The 22120-nt window shown below is 38.4% G+C and carries 20 protein-coding genes; 19 read left to right on the top strand and 1 reads right to left on the bottom strand.

Annotation, left to right across the window (positions count from 1 at the left end; genetic code table 11):
• Positions 1-38 precede the first annotated feature (38 nt).
• Together trpS and AC3B5D_RS10245 are read left to right on the top strand one after the other, a co-directional pair.
• Positions 39-1058 carry a tryptophan--tRNA ligase gene (gene trpS / locus AC3B5D_RS10240; RefSeq protein ID WP_489840140.1) on the top strand — a complete coding sequence of 340 codons (1020 nt, stop codon included), beginning with the start codon at positions 39-41 and terminating at the stop codon, positions 1056-1058.
• A 23-nt stretch (positions 1059-1081) separates the two neighbouring features.
• Positions 1082-2011, top strand: a complete 930-nt coding sequence (locus AC3B5D_RS10245) for a Ppx/GppA phosphatase family protein (protein WP_489840139.1) — start codon at positions 1082-1084, stop codon at positions 2009-2011.
• A 624-nt stretch (positions 2012-2635) separates the two neighbouring features.
• On the opposite strand, the gene AC3B5D_RS10250 is transcribed toward AC3B5D_RS10245, so the two are convergent.
• Positions 2636-3691, bottom strand: coding sequence for a Gfo/Idh/MocA family oxidoreductase (locus AC3B5D_RS10250; RefSeq protein ID WP_489840138.1), 1056 nt, complete (start codon positions 3689-3691; stop codon positions 2636-2638).
• Between the two features lie 160 nt (positions 3692-3851).
• Here AC3B5D_RS10250 and AC3B5D_RS10255 point away from each other — a divergent pair, with 160 nt between their 5' ends.
• From AC3B5D_RS10255 to dnaB, 17 genes are all read left to right on the top strand, one after another.
• Complete coding sequence (locus AC3B5D_RS10255) at positions 3852-4697, top strand: NAD(P)H-hydrate dehydratase (RefSeq protein ID WP_489840137.1); 846 nt, start codon at positions 3852-3854, stop codon at positions 4695-4697.
• Between the two features lie 77 nt (positions 4698-4774).
• A complete protein-coding gene (gene pepV, locus AC3B5D_RS10260; RefSeq protein WP_489840136.1) occupies positions 4775-6193 on the top strand; it encodes a dipeptidase PepV in 1419 nt (472 codons plus the stop codon).
• A 379-nt stretch (positions 6194-6572) separates the two neighbouring features.
• Entirely contained in the window at positions 6573-7148 is a 576-nt protein-coding gene (locus tag AC3B5D_RS10265; protein ID WP_489840135.1) for a guanylate kinase, read from the top strand.
• Between the two features lie 6 nt (positions 7149-7154).
• Positions 7155-7619: a hypothetical protein gene (locus AC3B5D_RS10270; protein WP_489840134.1), complete on the top strand. Its 465-nt coding sequence runs from the start codon at positions 7155-7157 to the stop codon at positions 7617-7619.
• The gene (locus tag AC3B5D_RS10275) at positions 7619-8416 is read left to right on the top strand and encodes a DUF6681 family protein (RefSeq protein WP_489840133.1); all 798 of its coding nucleotides are present in this window, start codon (positions 7619-7621) and stop codon (positions 8414-8416) included. Before AC3B5D_RS10270 ends, AC3B5D_RS10275 begins: the two co-directional genes overlap by 1 nt.
• Before the next feature lie 178 nt (positions 8417-8594).
• Entirely contained in the window at positions 8595-9329 is a 735-nt protein-coding gene (locus tag AC3B5D_RS10280; protein ID WP_489840132.1) for an amino acid ABC transporter ATP-binding protein, read from the top strand.
• Positions 9330-9340: 11 nt separating this feature from the next.
• Complete coding sequence (locus AC3B5D_RS10285; protein WP_489840131.1) at positions 9341-10189, top strand: transporter substrate-binding domain-containing protein; 849 nt, start codon at positions 9341-9343, stop codon at positions 10187-10189.
• Positions 10186-10839, top strand: coding sequence for an amino acid ABC transporter permease (locus AC3B5D_RS10290; RefSeq protein WP_489840130.1), 654 nt, complete (start codon positions 10186-10188; stop codon positions 10837-10839). The genes AC3B5D_RS10285 and AC3B5D_RS10290 overlap by 4 nt, the downstream gene beginning before the upstream one ends.
• A complete protein-coding gene (locus tag AC3B5D_RS10295; RefSeq protein WP_489840129.1) occupies positions 10836-11492 on the top strand; it encodes an amino acid ABC transporter permease in 657 nt (218 codons plus the stop codon). Before AC3B5D_RS10290 ends, AC3B5D_RS10295 begins: the two co-directional genes overlap by 4 nt.
• A gap of 293 nt (positions 11493-11785) precedes the next feature.
• Positions 11786-13402 carry a peptide ABC transporter substrate-binding protein gene (locus AC3B5D_RS10300; protein WP_489840128.1) on the top strand — a complete coding sequence of 539 codons (1617 nt, stop codon included), beginning with the start codon at positions 11786-11788 and terminating at the stop codon, positions 13400-13402.
• A gap of 424 nt (positions 13403-13826) precedes the next feature.
• Entirely contained in the window at positions 13827-14747 is a 921-nt protein-coding gene (locus AC3B5D_RS10305; protein ID WP_489840127.1) for an ABC transporter permease, read from the top strand.
• Between the two features lie 14 nt (positions 14748-14761).
• Positions 14762-15793 carry an ABC transporter permease gene (locus tag AC3B5D_RS10310; RefSeq protein WP_489840126.1) on the top strand — a complete coding sequence of 344 codons (1032 nt, stop codon included), beginning with the start codon at positions 14762-14764 and terminating at the stop codon, positions 15791-15793.
• A gap of 17 nt (positions 15794-15810) precedes the next feature.
• Positions 15811-16914 (top strand): ABC transporter ATP-binding protein, encoded by a 1104-nt coding sequence (locus AC3B5D_RS10315; RefSeq protein WP_489840125.1) that lies wholly within the window; start codon positions 15811-15813, stop codon positions 16912-16914.
• Positions 16914-17867, top strand: coding sequence for an ABC transporter ATP-binding protein (locus AC3B5D_RS10320; protein WP_489840124.1), 954 nt, complete (start codon positions 16914-16916; stop codon positions 17865-17867). The genes AC3B5D_RS10315 and AC3B5D_RS10320 overlap by 1 nt, the downstream gene beginning before the upstream one ends.
• A 147-nt stretch (positions 17868-18014) precedes the next feature.
• Positions 18015-20018 carry a DHH family phosphoesterase gene (locus AC3B5D_RS10325; RefSeq protein ID WP_489840123.1) on the top strand — a complete coding sequence of 668 codons (2004 nt, stop codon included), beginning with the start codon at positions 18015-18017 and terminating at the stop codon, positions 20016-20018.
• A 19-nt stretch (positions 20019-20037) separates the two neighbouring features.
• A complete protein-coding gene (rplI, locus tag AC3B5D_RS10330) occupies positions 20038-20490 on the top strand; it encodes a 50S ribosomal protein L9 (RefSeq protein WP_489840122.1) in 453 nt (150 codons plus the stop codon).
• Between the two features lie 177 nt (positions 20491-20667).
• On the top strand, positions 20668-22083 hold the full coding sequence (dnaB, locus tag AC3B5D_RS10335) for a replicative DNA helicase (RefSeq protein ID WP_489840121.1): 1416 nt from the start codon (positions 20668-20670) through the stop codon (positions 22081-22083).
• The last annotated feature ends 37 nt before the right edge of the window (positions 22084-22120 follow it).

Raw genomic sequence — 22120 nt, forward strand, 5'->3', positions numbered from 1 at the left:
TAATCTGTGAAATGCTCACAATGGAAAGAAGAAAAAATATGAGTGAAAAGAAAGTTTTGTTAACTGGGGATCGCCCAACCGGTAAACTACATATCGGACATTATGTTGGTTCATTAAAGAATCGTGTTGCCATGCAAAACTCGGGTTTGTATGATCCGTATATTATGGTAGCTGATAAGCAAGCTTTTACTGATAATGCACGAAATCCTGAAAAAATTCAAAACTCTCTTTTGGAAGTTGTTTTGGATTATTTAGCTGTTGGTATTGATCCAGCAAAGACAACAATATTTGTACAATCAGCGGTACCTGAGCTTTCTGAATTAACAGAATATTTTTTGAATTTAGTATCAATTGCTCGTGTACAACGTAACCCAACCGTGAAAGCTGAAATTCAACAAAAGGGTTTTGGTGAGAGTATTCCAGCAGGATTCTTTATCTATCCAGTATCACAGGCTGCAGATATTGCCTTGTTTAAAGGCCAAGTTGTGCCAGTTGGGGATGACCAAGAGCCAATGCTTGAACAAACACGTGAGCTCGTCCGAACATTCAATCGTTATTACAATACAGATATTTTATTAGAACCTGAGGGGATTTTTCCACCAAAGGGTCAAGGACGGATACCGGGATTAGATGGTAACGCAAAAATGTCAAAATCTTTGGGTAATGCGATTTATCTAAGTGATGATGAAGAGGTACTATGGACGAAAGTCAAGTCAATGTATACTGACCCAACGCATATTCAATTGACGGATCCTGGTCATGTTGAAGGCAATATGGTCTTTACTTATCTGGATATTTTTGATGAAGATAAAGCAACTGTTGCGGATTTAAAGTCGCAATATGAGGCTGGCGGTTTAGGTGATATGAAGATCAAGAAGTATCTATTTGAAGTATTAAACAAAGAACTGACACCAATTCGTGAGCGTCGTGAGCGATATGCTAAAGATAAAGCAGCAGTTTTGGATATTGTGAAAGCAGGATCTGAAAAGGCCCGTGTTATTGGTCAACAAACAATGGCAGAAGTACGCCATGCAATGGGTGTTGATTACTGGGGTTAATTAATACCTTGAAGGAGCATGAAATGAGTTATTTGGCAGTCATTGATTTGGGTTCAAATTCCACCCGAATGGTAGTTGAAGAACTACAAGCAGATGGGAATTTTATTGAATTACGTCGCCGTAAACTAGATACACGTTTAGCAGAGGGAATGGACGAAAATGATGGTGAGCTAACTGATGCGGCAATGACCCGAGTTGTTGACGCATTGTTAGAATTTCAACAAGACTATATGATGTTTGATGATGTGACAGTTGTTGGTATTGCAACAGCTGCTGTTCGTGAGGCAACTAATCAAGCTGAATTTTTAGATAAAGTTTTTCGCGCTGTTGGCGTTGAGATTCGTATTTTAACTGGTGATCAAGAAGCTTACTATGATTATTTGGGTTCAGTATCAGCATTGGATATATCTGATGCATGGTTATTGGATACAGGTGGTGCAAGTGTTGAATTGGTAGGCATTGAAGATCGTATGGCAACGAATATGATGAGCTTACCATTTGGGGCGGTCAATTTATCTGAAAAGTTTAAATTAAATGTAGACGGTGTGGTTTCACCAGAAGCAATTGAGAAAGCAGCGAAGTATGTTGATCAGCAATATCGCCAATTACCATGGTTAGATGACACGATTACATTACCAATTATTTTATTGGGTGGTGCCAACCGTTCTTTAGCAAGGTTAGATCGTGTGCAACATGGATTGCCTTCTGATTCAGATTTTCATGGTTATGAAATGACAACAGCAGCAGTGATGGCAACATATAACAAGTTAGTTAAGATGACAAGAGTTGAACGTGAAAAATTGCTGGGATTAGAAGCAAATCGTGCTGATATTATTATCAGTGGTTTATTACCATTAATTACATTGATTAAGCGAACTGGTTCAAGTAAAGTTATTTTTTCTGCTTCTGGTGTTCGTGAAGGTTTGTTACAAGAATATCGGATGAATAATTAATACATAGAAGCGACGTTACTAAGACGCCGCTTTTTTGCTAGATGATATTTTAATAACAAAAATGAATACGAATCAATTTCTTATGAGCAATCTTATGCATTAAAAAACCGCCGGTACATTGACCCGCGGTAACTTTTGTTATACCTATAAAGGCGATAACAAGGGGAGCACTTAAATTTGCGACCCTATATTCAATTGTAATGGTAATAACTAGAGGTTTAATCTGCAGATTTAAACGACTGTCGCTAGTATTACCTAAACCAAATACATCTTGCTTGCAACTACTACTCATCCACATTTATTCGTTTCAAAAGCGAACCGTGTCGGGAGCAGCCTTCAGACGAGAATACATGCTTACACCCTTTAAAAAGAGCTATCGTATTCTGTTAAAGTAACCGATGCTAATGACTGCAAGACTGTCAACTCATGACATAATGTTTATCGTTCAATTTGATACTAAAGTTATCTTGCATCATTACTGTGACACGCCCATACGGACTTTAGTAGATAAAGCGATGTTTGAGGTTGAAGAGAAATCAATTTTCAAATCATCTACCTACCTTTCCTTTGGTACACCATTATAATAACACGCGATGGAAGCGTTTACAAATAAAAAGTTCAATATTAATGTTCAAAATGAACAATATGTGGATTAGAGCCAGTTGTACCAGCTTCTAGCACTTGCATGGTTGTCAATAACTGCTCGTCAGAAACTAGTTTTGGTTGTTGATGAACAAGCGTTTCAAAAATTGAATCATAAACACGACCATAATCTCCGATTATTGAAGGAATAAATTTCTCTAAACGATCATTATTTTGGTTGTAGTAAGTTAACTTGCCGTAATCTTGTGATGCATCCAAACCAAAACCAACATCACCAGGCATAATACCAGCCTTTAGATCATATTCTTGTTGATCGATATTATGTTTAATATAAGAACCTTTTGTACCATGAAGAATCCATTTTGGATAATGGACAGCGGTTATTTCACTAGACTGGATCGTTGCTTTAAAGGCATTTTCATAGAATAAATTTACCTCAAATTGGTCAGAAAGGGTTGCGGTTAATTCACGGGTCGTTCGTAAATCGTAAGCTACCGTTTTGGGAGCACCAAATAAAGCAACGATTTGGTCAACTAAATGGGCACCGTGATCAAACCAGGTTGTATCCATTGTATTACCTGAGGTTTTTACATCATGCGGACGGTAATGATCCATATGTAATTCTAATTCAATTGGACGACCAACATAACCTGTTTTCAGGACATGCTGTAAAGTGAGATAGTCACTATCAAAGCGACGATTTTGAAAAGACATAAAGAATAAATGGTTTTTGTTAGCGATATCCATGAGTGTCTGAACTTCATTGGCTGTCGCAACGACTGGCTTATCAACTAATACATTTTTACCAGCCTGTAATAATTGCTTTGCAACCGCAAAATGAGTTGGTGCTGGTGTGACAACAACTGCTAAATCTATGGTTTGATCAGCAATAATATCTTCGATGTCAGTTGAAAAAATAGTGCCTGTTTTTTCGAGTATTGCTCGATCAGTCGGTCTTTTATTAATATGCGGGGCAACGATACGACTAATGTGAAATTTGTCAGAACGTTGACGAATGTAGGGAATATGGTAACGATTTGTACTTTTACCGAACCCAATATAGGCGATGTTAAGCATAAGGAACCTCCAAAATATGTTCTATGACCATTTTCACGTAATTCATGTATTTGTGCAATAGATGGTAGAATAGTAGTATTAAGTAGAATGATAAACAAGTTTTTATACCACTACATGGACGCGGTATAATCGATATACTATAAAAAACTGGAGAATCACCATGGTTAGTGAACTAAAATCAGATATTTTACATGAAGTTATTTTAAGGCGCCCTGATAATAGTCATAAAGGCGATTATGGTCGTGTCTTGCTAATAGGTGGTAGCATGCAATTTGGTGGTGCTATTTTAATGGCAAGTCAAGCGAGCGTGGGGGCTGGTGCAGGTTTAACCACTGTTGCAACTGATCGAGTTAATTTAACGGCGTTACATGCCCGTACACCTGAGGCAATGTTTTTAGATTGGCAAGATGATCAACAGTTATTGGCTAATATTGAAAAGAATGATGTCATTGTCATTGGACCTGGTTTAGGAACAGATGAACAAGCAGTATCTTTAGTTAAAAAAGTTTTTGACGCAGTTAACGAACAGCATATTTTAGTCGTTGATGGGTCAGCATTAACTGTTATGGCTGAAAATAATCTGATGTTCCCGCGTCAGCCCTACACGATAGCGACACCACACCAAATGGAATGGGCACGCTTGAGTGGTGTACAATTAAATTATCAAACAGAGCATCAATTAAATGAAGTACAACGCCAAATTCTCAACTTGGATGTGTTAGTGTTAAAGCAACATCATACGTTAATTTATGCAGAAAATGAATTGCAACAGTTGATGATTGGTGGTGCATATCAAGCAACTGGCGGTATGGGAGATGTTTTAGCTGGTGTGATTGGTGGTTTTGTTGGTCAATTTAAAAGTAATCATTTAAAGGCAGTTGAAGCAGCGGTGTACGCACATTCCATGATTGCTCAGGAGATGGCAAGTCATAGTTATGTCGTAAAGCCATCATTTATTGCAGATGCCTTGCCAAACTATATGGCACGCATTCAATCTAACTTATAATGCATACGTTATCAGATGTGAAATATTATAAAGAAGTGTATAATTGAGGACAATGTTAATCTTGGAGGAATTTTAAAATGGCAAGACAATGGCGTGCGGAAGCATTAAAATATGAAGATGATTTATTAGAAGACTTGAAAGAAATGTTAGCAATCAAGTCTGTACGTGATGATGAAGCGGCAACCGCAGATGCACCTTTAGGACCAGGACCTAAAGCAGCATTGTTGAAATTTGAGGAATTTGCGAAGCGTGATGGATTCCGAGTTGGGAACTACAAGAATTTAGTTGCTTATGCTGAATTAGGACCTGAAGATGCCGAGGAAACAGTTGCCATTATCGGTCATTTAGATGTTATGCCAGAAGGTGATGGCTGGACAAAGGATCCTTGGACACCTGTTATTGAAGATGGTCGCCTTTATGCTCGTGGTGCCTCTGATGACAAGGGGCCAACTTTTGCAGCTTACTATGCATTGAAGATGATTAAAGATTTGAAGTTAAAGTTGAATCGTAAATTAGTGTTGGTTGTTGGTATTGACGAAGAATCAGATTGGACAGGGATGGATGACTTCTTTGCTGAGTATGGTGAACCAACGATGGGCTTCTCTCCTGATGCTGAATTCCCAATCATTAATGGTGAAAAGGGAAATGTATCAATTGTTACGCGCTTTGCTGGTACTCAAGGTGGTGCCTTAAAGCTTATTTCGTTTACTGCTGGTCAACGCCCAAACATGGTGCCTGGTGTTGCGAAGGCTGTTGTTAAGACACCTGCTTCAGACGCATTGGTTAAGGATATGCACGACTACTTGGCTAATGAAAATCGTGTGAAAGGTGAAGCAACCGTTGAAGGTGATCAAGTGACGTTGACATTCTATGGTAAGCAAGTTCATGGTGCTATGCCGGAAACTGGTGAAAATGCCGGAACCTATCTTGCCAACTTCTTACAAACAGAAGATTTTGGCGGCAACGCTGCAGGCTTTTTAACTTTCTTAGGGACACAACTTCATGATGATACGGTTGCCAAGAAAATTGGTGCGATTAAACATGATGAATTAATGCATGATTTATCAATGAATGTGGGTATTCAACGTTTTGCTGATGGTGAAGACGGATTTATTAATACGAATTTCCGTTACCCACAAAATACAACTGCTGAAGAAATTGAAAAACATGTTGCTGAGTCATTGCCTGCAGGTTTTGATGCCGTTGCAAAGCAAGAGGGTCATGCACAAGTACCACATTATGTATCTGGTGATGATCCACTTGTTCAAACGCTATTACAAGTTTATCGTGAACATACTGGCTTACCTGCTGGTGAACAAGTCATCGGTGGTGGCACATTTGGTCGTTTGCTAAAACGTGGGGTTGCGTTTGGTGCGATGTTTGAAGGGGTGCCTGATACGATGCATCAAGCTGATGAATTTTACCCCGTTGCTGATTTGACACGTGCAATGGCAATTTTTGGTCAAGCAATGTATGAATTGGCAAATGTCAAATAATTATTAAATATTGAAAATTAATGAAATAACAATCTGTTCATTGTTTGTTTAGACAGTGAAATCTGGCTGCATGTCGCTGTGAAAAGCCGTTAATCTAACCATTGGTTGATTAACGGCTTTTCAATTACCCGCAGATGAATTCTTTACGAATGATTTTTTCATTTACAATAAAGATATGTTACAATTATATGACAGTATATTTGATGATCGCGGGTCGGTCAACGTCAATGACTCATGATATGCCGACATGTTGCAATGATTATTTAGCAAAATCATTGTATTTTTGACGAAACGAGTTAGTCGAAACATAAACAATATTAGGGAAACTTAAGCATTGCGTTTTATACTAAAGAATAGTAAAAAGAGAGTAGATAGGGTTATGGATCGCAAAGTCTTCGTACTAACGGGAAATACAGGTACAGGGAAAACCACTGTTGCAAATTATTTAAATGAATTTTATGAAATGCCACAGGTTATCACGCATACAACACGCCCGCCACGTGAAGGGGAAATTGATCAGGTGGATTATTATTTTGAAACGACGCAAAGTTTCCAAGATAATCATTATTTGGAAAGTGTGTCATATGCAAATTACCAATATGGTTCTTCGTATGAAGGATTAGAACGAGCCTGGCAAAAGAATCCTTTGATCACGATCGTACTTGATACAGCAGGCGCTAAAACCTATGCTGAAAAGTTAGGAGATACAGCTGTCATCATCTTTTTGACAGTAACAAAGACTGTTGATCTATTAGGGCGATTGTCAAAACGCGGGGATAATCTTGAAGAAATGCAACAACGCTTATCAAGTGAAGAATATCAACGAGATATCAAGTTACCACAATCATTGCAAGGCATTGCGCACGTTATTGTAAACGATGACTGGCAAAATGCAAAAGCAGAGATTGATCATATTGTTAAACAGGCTGTCGTTAATGACCTGAAGGAGGAGTAGCAACATATGGCATATCGGACACCACCATTTATTACACCAGTCGCATTAGTTTCTATTATTTTAGCTTTAAGTGCTGCCAATGCAATTGTTAATGTATCAACACATACATCAAACGGAGCAGCAAAATCATCAGTCGTATCATCTAGTACAACACAATCTAGTGTGAAAAGTTCAACTTCGACAAGTAGTGATACAGAGAAATCATCACGTCGATCGAGTGAATCAGATGATACAAGTAGTGATGTGGTTAGTGATGACGATGCAGTCAATTCAAGTGCAAAATCAACAATTAGTAATTCAAGTAGTAGCGAAGCGGATGATGCATCAGTTTCAAGTAGTTCTGAAGATACAGATCAAGCATCATCTGATACATCAACGACGACGACTGGTGGGACAACAACAGATAGTACGACCAATAATACAACTGGTAATACAACCAATAACGCAACACAGGGAGGAACAACCAACTAATGTTATCAATCTTAGATTTACTGAATCATTATCTTGGCTTTTTTAATGTGAATGCACGTTGGAAGGGGCAAGTTTATACGATCCTCGCAACTGTCGGTGATTTTTATATTTTATATTTGGCAATACGTTACACACAAAATGGCGCTTATCTACGAGGCGCTGGTTTGGCACTTGCCTTTCTGTTTATTTTGTATTGTGCCATCCTGAATGGTGTTTATTACTACACAAAAAAGACAGTTCGTTGGGATATTTCGCCAAAGCTGGAGAAACTTTTGGGTGGATCCCAAGCCGCTAAGCAAGAGGCGACGGGGAAAGCAATGCCCTATGTGCCAGCAAATGGACTTTACAATAAAAAGCAAGTTTTACCAGCAACGGCTGTTTCAGATAATGATATGGTTGCGGAAATCGAGAAGGTTATTGAACAACTTCGTGAAAGTGGTATGGTCACTGATAATTACGGTGGTCTGTCAGAAAAAGACCAATTGGCTTTTTTGGCAACTGGGCAACAAGCAATTTTTGCAAATCACCCGGGAACCCCATTACCTTATTTTCGTTTAGAAGAAGAGCGGGGTGGCTTAGCTATTTACGGTGGGGTAAATGAAATGCTTTCATCACGGTTAGCGCGCATTCAAACAGTTGGGTTACAACCAGTTGACTTGGCATTAAAATCATACAATTTATATATCGCATCTGTCGTTATTACTGGTGGCCCAGGCAAAACGCGTGGGCGTCAGGCCTTGATGCCAGTTGAACAACCGTATCGATTAGCAGTAGAATTAGCATATACAAAAAAGTAATTAATTCATTAAAATCGAATTATTTCTCATGTCAACAAACTTAACAAGATGATTGACATTTTAGATAATTTAAGATTATTATTAGTTTAGCGACCCGTCACGAATAAAATCGCGACGGGTTATTTTTATATACTAAGATAATTTCATGAGGTGAGTTATCTATCAAGGAGGAACCACTATGTCGATGATCGAATTCAAAGATGTCAATAAATTTTATGGAGATTTTCATGCATTGACGGACATCAATTTAAAGGTAGAGGCTGGGGAAACGGTTGTTTTAATTGGACCATCTGGTTCAGGAAAGTCAACGTTAATTCGCACGATAAATGGTTTGGAACCGGTTCAGGGGGGACAGCTAATCGTTAATGGGCAAGATTTAGCGAATCCCAAGACTGATATGAACCGTACACGTAAGAATGTTGGTATGGTTTTTCAACACTTCAACTTGTATGCGAATAAATCAGTATTAGAAAATATTATGTTAGCACCACGATTGGTGTTACATCGTGATGAGACTGAAAATAAGAAAGTTGCGATGGAACTGCTTGAACGTGTTGGATTAGTTGATCAGGCTGAAAAGTCACCTGCTGCACTTTCTGGTGGACAACAACAGCGTATTGCCATTGCACGTTCACTTGCAATGAAGCCAAAGGCCCTATTATTTGATGAGCCAACTTCAGCGTTGGACCCTGAAATGATTAATGGTGTATTGCAGATTATTCAAGATATCGTTAGTGATTCATCAATGACAACATTAGTCGTGACTCACGAAATGGGCTTTGCTAAGAAAGTTGCGGACCGTGTTATTTTTATGGATAAGGGTCAAATTTTAGAGGATTCACCTACTGAAGAATTCTTTGCTAATCCAAAGGAGCCACGTGCACGGGAATTCCTCTCACAAATTATTCGTTAAGGAGGCGCAACATGAAAAGTAAGTTTCAAGTTGTTATGAAGTCAATTCTTGCAGCTGCTGCAGTCACCTTATTTGCTGGGGCAACCGGGGAAACAGTTATTCATGCAGATACTGCTAAAAACGAGACATATAATCGCATTATGAAAACTAATCGCATGAATTGGGGTGTGAAAGGTGATACCAAATTAATGGGTTTGATGAACATCAAGACAGGTAAACTTGAAGGATTTGATGTTGATATGGCTAAGGAAATTACAAAGCGTGTCAATCCAAAAGCTAAAGTAGAATATACACAAATTACATCTGGTACACGTGTCCCAATGTTGTTAAACGGTAATATTGATGCCATTATTGCAACGATGTCGATTACACCTGATCGACAAAAAGTCGTTGATTTTTCACAATCATATTTTAATGCCGGACAATCGATTTTGGTTAAAAAATCAAGTAAGTATCATAATGTCAAACAATTGAATACACCTAAAGCACGTGTGTTAGCTGTGCAAGGATCAACATCAATTGATGAAATTAAAGAGTTTGCGCCAAAAGCCAAGGTTGTTGGGTTACAAGATTACGCTACAGCATTAACTGCTTTGAAAGCTGGTCAAGGGGATGCCCTAACAACTGATAATGGTATTCTCTATGGTATGGCAGCAGGGTCGAAGACATTGGAAGTTCGTGGTGGTACTTTTACGAAGGAACCATACGGGGTGGCAATGCAAAAACAAAATCCTAAGTTAGTGAAGGCTGTCAATAAGGCAATTGATGATATTAAGTCAGATGGTACTTATGCTAAGATGGCCAAGAAATGGTTCGGCAATGTTAAGGGTATGAACTGGAAGGAGTTGGCTAAAGAATGATCTCATTATTTCAATCACACGCTGGTGAATTTCTGACTGGATTTGGCTGGACAATTGCTTCATCAATTCTAGCTTTGATTGGTTCATTAATATTAGGAACAGCTTTTGCCTTAATGGAAGTTGTGCCTAATAAATTAGTCAACATCATCGGGCGTATTTATATCGAAGTTGTTAGAAATATTCCGCTATTGGTTATCACAATGTTCTTTTATGTTGTTATTGCCAATGTTATTAAAATCAGTGGGTTTGCAGCAGGAACCTTTGGATTAACACTATATACGTCAGCGTTTATTGCTGAAACAGTGCGTGCAGGTATTAATGCTGTTCCAAAAGGACAGTTAGAGGGTGCTATGTCAAATGGACTTTCGTGGTGGCAAGGTATGCGTTATATTGTTTTACCACAAGCATTCAAACTGGTGATTCCACCACTTGGTAATCAATTTATTAATTTAATTAAAAACTCATCAGTTCTAGCGTTCGTTGCAGGGCTAGATTTGATGTATCAAGCAAATCAGATTTCACAAATGACTTTTGACACATTTGGTCCATTTATTATTGTTGGTATATTCTATCTTATTCTAACGATGCCAATGAGTTATTATATGCGTTATTTGGAAAACAGACTTGAAAAGAATGGAGGTCGCGCATGAGTGAGTTCTTTTCAGCATTTTCGTGGGTGAATATGCGTTTCTTGATGATGGGACTAGGAGTAACGATTGAGGTAGCAGTTGTTTCAATTATCCTGAGTTTCATTATTGGTTCAATTTTGGGAGTGGTTAGGTATGTCAAAATTCCTTATGTCTCACAAATTGTCGGATTTATTATTGATTTGATTCGTAATTTGCCATTGCTATTAATTATCTTTTTCACCTATTTTGCTCTGCCAAAAATTGGGATTCATTTTGGTGTCATCACATCGACAATCTTTGCATTGACGATTTTTGAATCTGCAATGCTGGCAGAAATTATTCGTTCAGGTATTTTAGCTGTTCCTAAAGGCCAATTAGAAGGTGCGTTATCAAATGGATTAAACTTTAAGCAAGCTTTGTGGCACATTATTTTACCGCAAGCCTATAAGAAAATGATTCCGCCAATTGTGTCACAATTTGTGTCTTTGATTAAGGATACGTCACTGGCAACGATTATTATGTTGCCTGAAGTGACTTATCGTGCCCAAATCGTGTATGCACAAGAACCTAGCGCAATCATTTCAATGTTCTTTGCATTAGCAGTCATTTACTTTATCCTAAACTTTATTATTTCAAAGATTGGTGATATGTTAGATCGACGTATGACAGCCTAAATTGGTGATGTTTTTATGAAAGGAAGTTCTTAATCGTTGAGAACTTCCTTTTTATTTAGGAAAAATGAGAAAATGACAACAGTATAAAATGAGCTGATTATGAGATAGATGACTAAAAATAAAATAGCGTTAGCAAACATTTATAAAGATATAAATGATGCGTTATTCATATGTTCAAACAGATTGTTTTATTAAAATGAACTTAAAAAATCGTTGACTATGATTTAAGTTTATTATATGATTATGAAAAAGTTATCACGTTATATGAATGTGGTTAGGAAATGGGGACAAATATGAATAAGACATTAAAGGTTAGTGCCTTGTTGTCTGGTGCGGTTATCTTAGGATCAGCTTTTGTACCAGTAACGGCCAGTGCCGCTAAGTATAAGACAATTAATTGGACTGAAAGTGCTAATGTTGGGACAATGGACCCTTCGAAGACAACTGCCGCCATTGATTTTAATTACTTACAATCAATCGGTGAGGGATTGTACCGTATGGACAAGTCTGGTAAGCCACAATTGGCTGGTGCAACATCTGTTGATAAGTCAGACGATGGCTTAACTTTGACATACCATTTGCGTGATATGAAGTGGTCTAACGGTGATCCTGTTACTGCAGGTGACTATGTTTATGGTTGGCAACGTACGAACGATCCAAAGACTGCTTCACAATATGCTTACCTATATTCAGGCATTAAGAATGCCGATGAAGTACAAAAGGGTGATAAGCCGGTTAGTGATTTAGGTGTTAAGGCACTTGATGATAAGACATTGCAAGTCACACTTGAGCGACCAATGCCACAACTAGAATCAGTATTAACAATGGCAACTTTTGAACCACAAAATAAGAAGTTTGTTGATAAAGTTGGTAAGAAGTATGGTACTGCTGCAAAGTATACGATCTCAAACGGACCATATACGATGAAGGGTTGGACAGGTTCAAACAACAAGTTCTCTTTGGTTAAGAACCCAACGTATTGGGATGCTAAGACTGTAAAGACGCCAAAGATTACGATTCAAACAATTAAGGATCAAAATACAGGATATAACTTGTACAAGTCAAAGAAGGTTGACTATACAACCTTATCACCTGACCAATATAAGGCCTCAAAGAATAAGAAAGATTATGTTGTTATTTCACAAGCTTCAACAGCGTTCATTGAATTTAATGAACACAAGAAGCCTTTGAATAATAAAAATATCCGTATGGCTTTGTCAAAGTCGATCGATCGTAAGACAATGGCTTCAAAGATTCTTGGTGGTACTGGAACACCAGCAACTTCATTTACATCAACTAAGTTAGCAAAGGATCCAGCAACTGGTAAGGACTTCGCTAAGGTGGCTTCTGATAAGTCAGCTGTTGGCTACAACTTGAAAGAAGCAAAGAAGTTGTGGAAGCAAGGTTTGAAGGAAACTGGTAAGAAGAAGGTTACCTTGCAATACTTGACTGACGATACTGATGGTGCAAAGCGTTCTGCACAATTTATCCAATCACAAATGGAAAAGTTGCCTGGTTTGAAGGTGACAATTAAGACAGTGCCATTCAAGCAACGTATCTCATTATCTGATGAAAAGAAGTTTGATATGGTTAACACTATTTGGGGTGCTGATTACGCTGATCCATCAACGTTCTTGGACTTGTATACATCTGACTCATCATTTAACAATGGTAGCTGGAAGAATACTGATTACGATAATGCAATGAAGGCAGCTAAGACAACTGATGTAAATGACGCAACGAAGCGTTACGCTGACTATGCTAAGGCTGAAAAGTTACTACAACAGGATGCCGCAGTTGCACCAGTTTACTACCAAGCTAAGCCATCACTATTGAATCAATCAGTTAAGGGTGTTGTTTCAAATACAGTTGGCGCACCATTCGATTGGAAGTGGGCTTACAAGAAGTAATATTCTCAGTGAAACTGATAAAAATCGACTGATGTAAAAAAAGGAGGGGGTGTGACAAATAATATATTTGTCCTGCTCTCTCATTTTTTTATCTTTAAAAATACACAATATTATTGGTTAAAAAAGTGGATTTTTAGAAAATAAGCGTGAGTTTCATTATTAGTTTGCAAAACAGTGTGACAAAAGAAAAAATAAATGAAAACCCATTAAATAAAAATTGATTTTTCATCAATGTAAGCGATGGCATTTTAATAAAAAATTAAATATTTATGTGAGCTTTTATAACAAACTCTTTTACAATCACACAACGTCTGGTAAAATTAAAAACATCTAATTAATAGCTATGAGATATGAGAGTATGGTTGTTTTCGAAATGACTTTCTAGCATATTATGAGTAGAAACAAAAATAGGGAAGGCATGGCCATGTTCAAATATATAATTAAACGGTTAGCAATTATTGTGTTAACTTTGATCTTGATTATTTCGGCAACATTTTTCTTAATGAAGTTGATGCCAGGATCACCGTTGGCTAACGCGGAACGTTTATCTGCCAGTCAACAAAAGTTGATTGAAGCTCAATATGGATTGGATAAGCCCGTTATTGTGCAATATGTGACTTATCTTTGGGATGCACTACATTTTAATTTTGGTGTTTCATTCCAATTCGCAAATCAAGAAGTGTCGACTTTGGTTGCCCAGCGCCTTGGTCCTTCAGCACAACTAGGAATTCAAGCATTAATCTTTGGCTTGATTGCGGGTACTGGTCTTGGTGCAGCAGCTGCAGTTCGTCGTAATACTAAGACTGATACATTTCTATCAATCTTAGCCGTTCTTGGTATCTCAATTCCTTCATTCGTATTCGCAGCTTTACTACAATACTGGATTGGACTAAAGTTGGGTTGGTTACCAATTGCTGGTTGGAAAGGTTTTGCAGCAACTATTTTGCCAACCATCGCTTTAGGCATGAGTCCATTAGCAACGTCAGCTCGTTTCATTCGAACTGAAATGGTTGATGTGCTTGGTTCAGATTACATAGAATTAGCTCGTGCGAAGGGCTTGTCAAAGAATGAAATTATTTGGAAACATGCTTTGCGTAATTCATTGATTCCATTGGTCACATTGATTGGACCAATGGCGGTTAATTTGTTGACTGGATCAATTGTTGTGGAGAACATCTTCTCGATTCCTGGTATTGGTAGTCAATTCGTTGATTCAATTTTGACAAATGATTATCAAATCATCATGGGAACAACGATTGTTTATTCAATGATGTTGATGGTCGTTTTGTTGTTAACCGATATCTTGTACGGAATTATTGATCCACGTATACGATTGGCCAAATAAGGAAGGAGTAGCTAATGTCTGAAAAAGTAAATTTAACAGCAGATGATTTTCAATTGCTTCCCGCTGATCGTCAAACTGACAATGAAAAGATTTTAAAGCCATCTGTCAGTTTCTTAAAAGACGCTTGGCGTCGTTTAAAAAAGAATAAGGGTGCTTTTATCTCGCTTTGGGTATTGATCTTTGTTTTTGTAGTTGCATTTGCTTCAACGCCAGTTGCTAATTCAACCGCAACTGCTCGTCAAGATGTGACGATTCAAAACTTACCGGCTCGTTTACCAGGTGTACTAGGTGATATTCCTGGATTTACTGGTGAAGCTAAGCTGGATGGAAAAAAGGTCGACCAATACAAATCAGCAGGGGTTTCTGATAAGAAAAATTACTGGTTTGGAACAGATCAATTTGGACGAGATATCTTCAAACGTGTTTTATATGGTACGCGTATTTCATTGGAAGTTGCATTGATTGCAACTTTGATGGATTTGGCCTTTGGTGTTGCTTATGGTATTCTCTCAGGTTGGCGTGGTGGTAAGACAGATATGGTCATGCAACGAATTATTGAAATCGTGTCATCAATTCCTAATTTAGTTGTTTTCGTGCTATTGATTTTAGTTATGAAGCCAGGTATGCTTTCAATTTCATTAGGAATTGCTTTGACATCATGGACGTCGATGGCCAGATTGGTCAGGGCACAAGTTTTGACAGCGAAAGAACAAGATTATATTTTAGCTGCACGGACATTAGGTTCGTCTACTTGGCGGATTGGGTTACGGCATTTGGTACCTAATCTAAGCTCGACAATTATCGTTCAACTAATGTTTACCATTCCATCTGCAATCTTCTTTGAGGCATTGCTCTCATTTATTGGATTGGGTATTCCGGTACCGATGGCATCGTTGGGTACTTTGTTAAATGATGGACAAAAAGCCATGCAATTCTACCCTTATCAATTAGTTATTCCGGCAGTCGTTTTAGGAATTATTATGATTGCATTTAACTTATTAGGTGATGGATTACGTGATGCGTTTGATCCACGTACAAAGGATTAATGGAAGAGAGTGAAGATATGGCAGAGAAAATTCTTGAAGTTGATGACCTTAAAATCAATTTCAATACTTATAATGGAAGTGTTCAGGCCATCCGCGATGTTTCATTTGATTTGTACAAAGGTGAGACATTAGCAATTGTGGGTGAATCAGGATCAGGAAAATCAGTCACAACACGTTCATTGATGGGATTGTTAGCCAAAAATGCCCGTGTTGAAAAGGGATCAATTACCTTTAAAGGTGAGGAAATCATTGGCAAATCAGAAGCACAAATGCAAAAAATTCGTGGTTCTGAAATTGCAATGATTTTCCAAGATCCTATGACATCATTAGATCCAACGATGAAAATTGGACAACAGATTGCAGAACCGTTAATTAAACATCAACATTTAAGTAAGAAAAAAGCTTGGGAAAAAGCTTTAGAAATGATGAAATTAGTGGGTATTCCCAATGCAAAAGCTCATATTAATGATTATCCCCACCAATTTTCTGGTGGTATGCGACAACGTATTGTTATTGCGATTGCACTGATTGATAATCCAGAGATTTTGATTGCTGATGAACCGACGACTGCTTTGGATGTGACTATTCAAGCCCAAATTCTTCATTTAATGAAGGATATTCAAGAAAAATCAGAGACATCAATCATTTTCATTACGCACGATTTGGGTGTGGTTGCCGGAATGGCTGATCGTGTTGCTGTAATGTATGCTGGTGAGATTATTGAAATTGGTAAAGTTGATGAAGTCTTTAACTTTCCACAACATCCATATACGTGGGGCTTGCTAAATTCAATGCCGACGACTAAAACAGAACGTGGTAAGTTGGAAGCTATTCCAGGAACGCCACCTGATCTATTGAATCCACCGGCTGGTGATGCCTTTGCACCACGTAATCGCTATGCTATTGCAGCTGATGAAAAGGTGAAACCACCTTACTTCAAGCTATCACAGACACATTATGCTGCAACTTGGTTGTTAGACGAAAGAGCACCGGAAGTTGAGCCACCGTTAGAGGTGCAAAAGCGATGGGCACGTTTCCAAGCTGAACATCCAGAAGCGGACCGTTCAAAGGCTGTTCCAGTCGATAATGCTGCTGTTCTAGGAAATGGAGGTGGCAAATAATGGCTGATGATCGTAAAAAGTTAGTTGAAATACAAGGATTAGATATTACTTTTAATGAAGGAAAATCTAATGAAACAAAAGCGGTTCAAAATGCTTCCTTTGATATCTATGAAGGTGAAACTTTTGGTTTGGTTGGGGAATCAGGATCAGGTAAGACAACAATAGGTCGTGCCATTATGAAACTATATGAACCAACAAATGGTAAGATTTTATTTGAAGGTGAAGACCTTGCAAAGTTAAAGAAGCATGATAAACTAAGCAAGTTCCATCAAGCAGTGCAAATGATTTTCCAAGACCCACAAGCATCTCTTGATTTACGTATGAAAGTTAAGGATATTGTAGCGGAAGGTATTGATGTTAATCATTTAGCAAAGGATGCAGCGGATCGTTCTAAGCAAGTCGAAGATCTATTGGAAATTGTTGGTTTAAACCGTGACCATTCTAGTCGTTACCCACATGAATTTTCAGGTGGTCAGCGACAACGTATTGGTATTGCGCGGGCACTTGCAGTGCGTCCAAAATTCATCATTGCTGACGAACCTATTTCAGCATTGGATGTTTCGATTCAAGCACAAGTGGTTAATTTGCTGAAAGATTTACAAGTCCAACAAGGATTAACTTATTTGTTTATTGCCCACGATTTGTCGATGGTCAAGTATATCTCAGATCGTATTGGTGTTATGCACTGGGGTAAAATGGTTGAAATAGGATCTGCCGATGAAGTCTATAATCATCCGCTACATGATTATACGCGTTCATTGTTGAGCTCGATCCCGGTACCCGATCCAAGCGTTGAAGAGCAACGTGTACCATTGGTATATGATCCAACTGATGAATTAGATGGACGTGATAGACAAATGGTTGAAATCGCCCCACAACATTTTGTTTGGGCCGGTGAAGATGAAGTTGCCATGTATCAAGAACGTGCTCGTGAATTCGGGTTAATTGATTAAAAATGAAAATAAGACGGAAGAATGTGTAAGCTCTGACTGATTTGAGCAACAATCTTTCGTCTTATTTTATTAGGGTCAATTTTATCGTGATGAGCGTTTATGTTATAATTATACGATACAAATAAAAGAATAGGTTAGGTGAGACGGGTGAGGAATTTTACAGCGTTACCGACATTCTTTAAAAATCAGCGCCTTGCTGGCATGGCAACCTTAGTATCGTTCATTGCAATTGTGGGGGCAATTTTGGCCTGGTTGGTCAATTGGATTGTCGGTATTATTTGGTTAGTTTTAGTTGTCATTGCGCTAATAGTCATTTTTAAAACACTACAAGGCTTGAGCGAACAAACAACCCATTATATTGAAAATTTATCTTATCGCATTAATCGTGGTGAGCAAGAAGCCATTATTCAAATGCCACTAGGTGTTATTCTTTGTACAGATGATGGAGAAATTGAATGGGTCAATCCTTATTTGCAACAATTATTAGGTGATGAAACGATTGTTGGCAGCGATTTGCAGCAGGTGTCTGAGCAATTAGCTGAAATTGTTACTGTGTGGCCAGATGAAACTAAGAGAATAACAGAATTGAATTGGTTGGGTCATATTTTTCAATTACAAGTGCAGCCAGAGTTGAATGCGGTCTATCTAATGGATCGGACAACATCTGCTAAAATATCAGCAGATTATGAAAATCATAAATTATTTTTAGGGATTGTATCGCTTGATAATTATGATGAAGTAACCGAAGGCATGAGTGATGCAGATGCATCGACATTACGTACATATGTTACGAAAACGTTATCTGATTGGATGGCGGACCACGATATCTACGTTCGGCGTTTATCAGTTGATCGGTATTTAATGATTGGTTACCGCGAAGCATTGAAGAAAGCAGAAAATGATAAATTTAATCTGTTAAAAGCCATTCGTGAGTCAACTTCAATGCAAAATGCACAAATTACATTAAGTATTGGGATTGCTTATAATGAAATGGCTATCGATGTATTAGCTGAAAATGCACAAGCTAACTTGGACTTGGCATTAGGTCGTGGTGGCGATCAGGTTGTTGTGAAGTCATCTACTGGTTCTGCAAGATTCTATGGGGGAAATACAAATCCAATGGCAAAAAGAACGCGTGTTCGTGCACGTGTGATTTCACAAGCTTTGGCTGATTTGTTTGACCAAGCGGATCAAGTGTTTGTCATGGGGCATAAACGACCAGATATGGATTCGTTTGGTGGCGCCTTAGGTGTTCGGCGGTTAGCTGAAATGTTGGGTAAACCAGCTTGGATTGTTTATGAAGAAACGGGCCAAGAGCACTCTGATATTCAATTATTATTGGGTCAGTTAGCAGAAGATGCTTCCGATGAGAATGCGATGCTCACACCGAGTGAAGTGTTAAGTCAGATGACGGATCAAAGTTTGTTAGTTATTGTTGATCATTCGAAGCCATCGTTATCAGAGTCACAAGAAGTATACGAAGCAATGAAAGACCGTGTTGTTATTATTGATCACCATCGACGCGGTGAAGAGTTTCCTGAAGAACCACAATTGGTGTATGTGGAATCGTATGCGTCATCAACTTCAGAATTGGTTGCAGAATTATTTGAGTATCAACCACGTCGTGCCCAAGGACTTAGACGTTTGGAAGCAACGGCAATGTTAGCTGGTATTCAAATTGATACGAAGTCATTTACATTACGGTCAGGTACACGAACGTTTGATGCGGCAAGTTATTTACGTGCCGTGGGCGCAGACGGAACTTTATTACAAGACTTTATGAAAGAATCGGTTGATTCGTATCGAAATCGGGCACATCTTATTGAGCGTGCGCAAATACATGATACAGTTGCCATTGTTGTTGGTGAAGATGATGTGCAGTATGATTCAGTCGTTGCAGCACAAGCATCAGACTCGTTGTTACAAATGATTGGTGTGTCTTCAGCATATGTTATTACTCGTAGAGATGCCGATACTGTTGCTGTTTCGGCCCGTTCTACAGGAACCGTTAGTGTCCAATTAGTAATGGAAGCAATGGGTGGCGGTGGTCATTTAAGTAACGCGGCTACCCAAGTTAAAGAAGCGACCACTGAAGATGTTTACCAGATGCTGTTGACCGAACTTAATAAAGATAGTGATCAAGAAAATTAGTTAGAAGAAGGTATGAATAATGAAAGTTATTTTCTTAGAAGATGTTAAGGGTCGTGGAAAAAAAGGTGAAGTAAAAAATGTGCCAGATGGTTATGCTAATAATTTCTTGATTAAGAATCATAAGGCACAAGCAGCAACAAATGCTAATGTCTCTGCTTTACGTGGTCAGAAGAAAGCGGCGGATCGTGAGGCTGCTGAAGAAAAAGAAGCAGCAATTGCTTTAAAAAATAAATTAGAAGATGATGCAACTGTTGTTGAGTTAAAAGCAAAAGCAGGTAAAGATGGGCGTTTGTTTGGTGCGATTTCATCAAAACAAGTAGTGGCAGCTTTGTTAAACCAGTACGATATTAAAATTGATAAGCGCAAAATGGATATGAAAGAACCTATTCGCGCATTGGGTTATCGTAATGTTAAGGTGAAACTTCATCGTGATGTTGAAGCAACAATTCGTGTTCACACGGATGAACAATAACCTATCAGTTGAGATATTGTCATCATATCTCATCAAAGAGCCAGTAATCTAACCATTTTTATTTGGTGGGTTGCTGGTTTTAAACTAGTGTCAAAAGATGACAGTAACGATAGGCAAAATTGTTGGTTATTTGATACAATGAGAAATGGATTATTTGTGAAAGGAGGTTATGTTCACATGGCTGATCAAAATGAGGCTGCACCATTACAAGTGCCACAAGATGTTGAAGCAGAACAAGCTGTACTGGGGTCAATTTTATTAGCAACGGATCCACAAGATCTATTAGCTGATTTAATGACAATTCTGGAACCAGATGATTTTTATCGGACAGCACATCGCTTAATTTATTCAGCTATCTTAGCACTTGATGAGTCACAACGTGCTATTGATATCTTAACAATTACTGATGAATTGGATAAAGATAATCAAGTTGAAAATGTTGGTGGCATGGCCTACTTAACCGAATTAGCATCAAGCGTACCAGTTGCAGGCAATGCATTGTATTATGCACGCATTGTGCGTGAACGTTCAGTGCGCCGTAATATGATTGATACACTGCAGGATAGTTTGACACAAACATATGAGGGTAGTGATTCAGTTGATGATGCTGTGGCAGATCTTTCGACAAAGTTAGACTTAATTAACGGTGGCGAAAAAAGTGCCGATTTTAAAAATATTGCCGATGTTGTTAATAAGTCGTTCGAACAAATTGAACAAAATTCAAGAACTGATGAAACAGTAACGGGACTTGCTTCGGGTTTTCCAGCGTTAGATAATTTAACAACAGGCTTTCATGAAGGCGAGATGATTATTATTGCTGCCCGTCCGGCCGTAGGTAAAACGGCCTTCGTGCTAAACATTGCGCAAAAAGTGGCGGTTGCTGATCCGACATTGCCAGTGGTCATATTCTCTTTGGAAATGCCAGACACGGCGTTAGTTAATCGTATGTTAGCAGCAGAGGGTAATATTAATTCACAACATATGCGAACGGGACAGTTAGAGTCAGACGAATGGAACGCATTGGCCGTGGCAACTGGTTCATTAGCACGAACGAACATTTACATTGATGATACACCAGGTATTAAGGTGACAGAGATTCGCTCAAAGTTACGACGCCTTTATAAGCGTGAAGGACGCTTAGGACTTGTGATCATTGATTATTTGCAATTGATTGAGGGAACTCGTAATGAAGGACGTCAACAAGAAGTCTCGGCAATTTCACGAGCAATCAAGATGATGGCGATGGAAATGAATGTGCCAATCATTGCATTGTCACAATTATCACGTAGTGTTGAGCAACGCCAAGATAAACGACCAATGTTATCAGATATTCGTGAATCTGGTTCTATTGAGCAGGATGCGGATATCGTGGCATTTTTATATCGTGATGATTATTATGAAAAATCAAACGATGATGCGGATAACCAAAATGATCCACGTGAGGAAGAGCAGCAAGATATTGGTGAAATTGAAGTTATTTTAGAGAAAAATCGTTCTGGTGCTCGTGGAACTGCACGATTATTATTTGTAAAGTCATACAATAAATTTTCTAATATTGATTTTCATAATGAAGAGCCAGGTGGTTTTGGTTAACATGTAGGTGTCGTAAATCGTGAAGAACGAGGTTGAT

The organism is Weissella sp. ESL1177 (assembly GCF_058107185.1).

Excerpts from the sequence above, each read along its gene's own strand:
- trpS (WP_489840140.1), top strand. The coding sequence starts at position 39 with ATGAGTGAAAAGAAAGTTTTGTTAACTGGGGATCGCCCAACCGGTAAA.
- AC3B5D_RS10245 (WP_489840139.1), top strand. The coding sequence starts at position 1,082 with ATGAGTTATTTGGCAGTCATTGATTTGGGTTCAAATTCCACCCGAATG.
- AC3B5D_RS10250 (WP_489840138.1), bottom strand. The coding sequence starts at position 3,691 with ATGCTTAACATCGCCTATATTGGGTTCGGTAAAAGTACAAATCGTTAC.
- AC3B5D_RS10255 (WP_489840137.1), top strand. The coding sequence starts at position 3,852 with ATGGTTAGTGAACTAAAATCAGATATTTTACATGAAGTTATTTTAAGG.
- pepV (WP_489840136.1), top strand. The coding sequence starts at position 4,775 with ATGGCAAGACAATGGCGTGCGGAAGCATTAAAATATGAAGATGATTTA.
- AC3B5D_RS10265 (WP_489840135.1), top strand. The coding sequence starts at position 6,573 with ATGGATCGCAAAGTCTTCGTACTAACGGGAAATACAGGTACAGGGAAA.
- AC3B5D_RS10270 (WP_489840134.1), top strand. The coding sequence starts at position 7,155 with ATGGCATATCGGACACCACCATTTATTACACCAGTCGCATTAGTTTCT.
- AC3B5D_RS10275 (WP_489840133.1), top strand. The coding sequence starts at position 7,619 with ATGTTATCAATCTTAGATTTACTGAATCATTATCTTGGCTTTTTTAAT.
- AC3B5D_RS10280 (WP_489840132.1), top strand. The coding sequence starts at position 8,595 with ATGTCGATGATCGAATTCAAAGATGTCAATAAATTTTATGGAGATTTT.
- AC3B5D_RS10285 (WP_489840131.1), top strand. The coding sequence starts at position 9,341 with ATGAAAAGTAAGTTTCAAGTTGTTATGAAGTCAATTCTTGCAGCTGCT.
- AC3B5D_RS10290 (WP_489840130.1), top strand. The coding sequence starts at position 10,186 with ATGATCTCATTATTTCAATCACACGCTGGTGAATTTCTGACTGGATTT.
- AC3B5D_RS10295 (WP_489840129.1), top strand. The coding sequence starts at position 10,836 with ATGAGTGAGTTCTTTTCAGCATTTTCGTGGGTGAATATGCGTTTCTTG.
- AC3B5D_RS10300 (WP_489840128.1), top strand. The coding sequence starts at position 11,786 with ATGAATAAGACATTAAAGGTTAGTGCCTTGTTGTCTGGTGCGGTTATC.
- AC3B5D_RS10305 (WP_489840127.1), top strand. The coding sequence starts at position 13,827 with ATGTTCAAATATATAATTAAACGGTTAGCAATTATTGTGTTAACTTTG.
- AC3B5D_RS10310 (WP_489840126.1), top strand. The coding sequence starts at position 14,762 with ATGTCTGAAAAAGTAAATTTAACAGCAGATGATTTTCAATTGCTTCCC.
- AC3B5D_RS10315 (WP_489840125.1), top strand. The coding sequence starts at position 15,811 with ATGGCAGAGAAAATTCTTGAAGTTGATGACCTTAAAATCAATTTCAAT.
- AC3B5D_RS10320 (WP_489840124.1), top strand. The coding sequence starts at position 16,914 with ATGGCTGATGATCGTAAAAAGTTAGTTGAAATACAAGGATTAGATATT.
- rplI (WP_489840122.1), top strand. The coding sequence starts at position 20,038 with ATGAAAGTTATTTTCTTAGAAGATGTTAAGGGTCGTGGAAAAAAAGGT.
- dnaB (WP_489840121.1), top strand. The coding sequence starts at position 20,668 with ATGGCTGATCAAAATGAGGCTGCACCATTACAAGTGCCACAAGATGTT.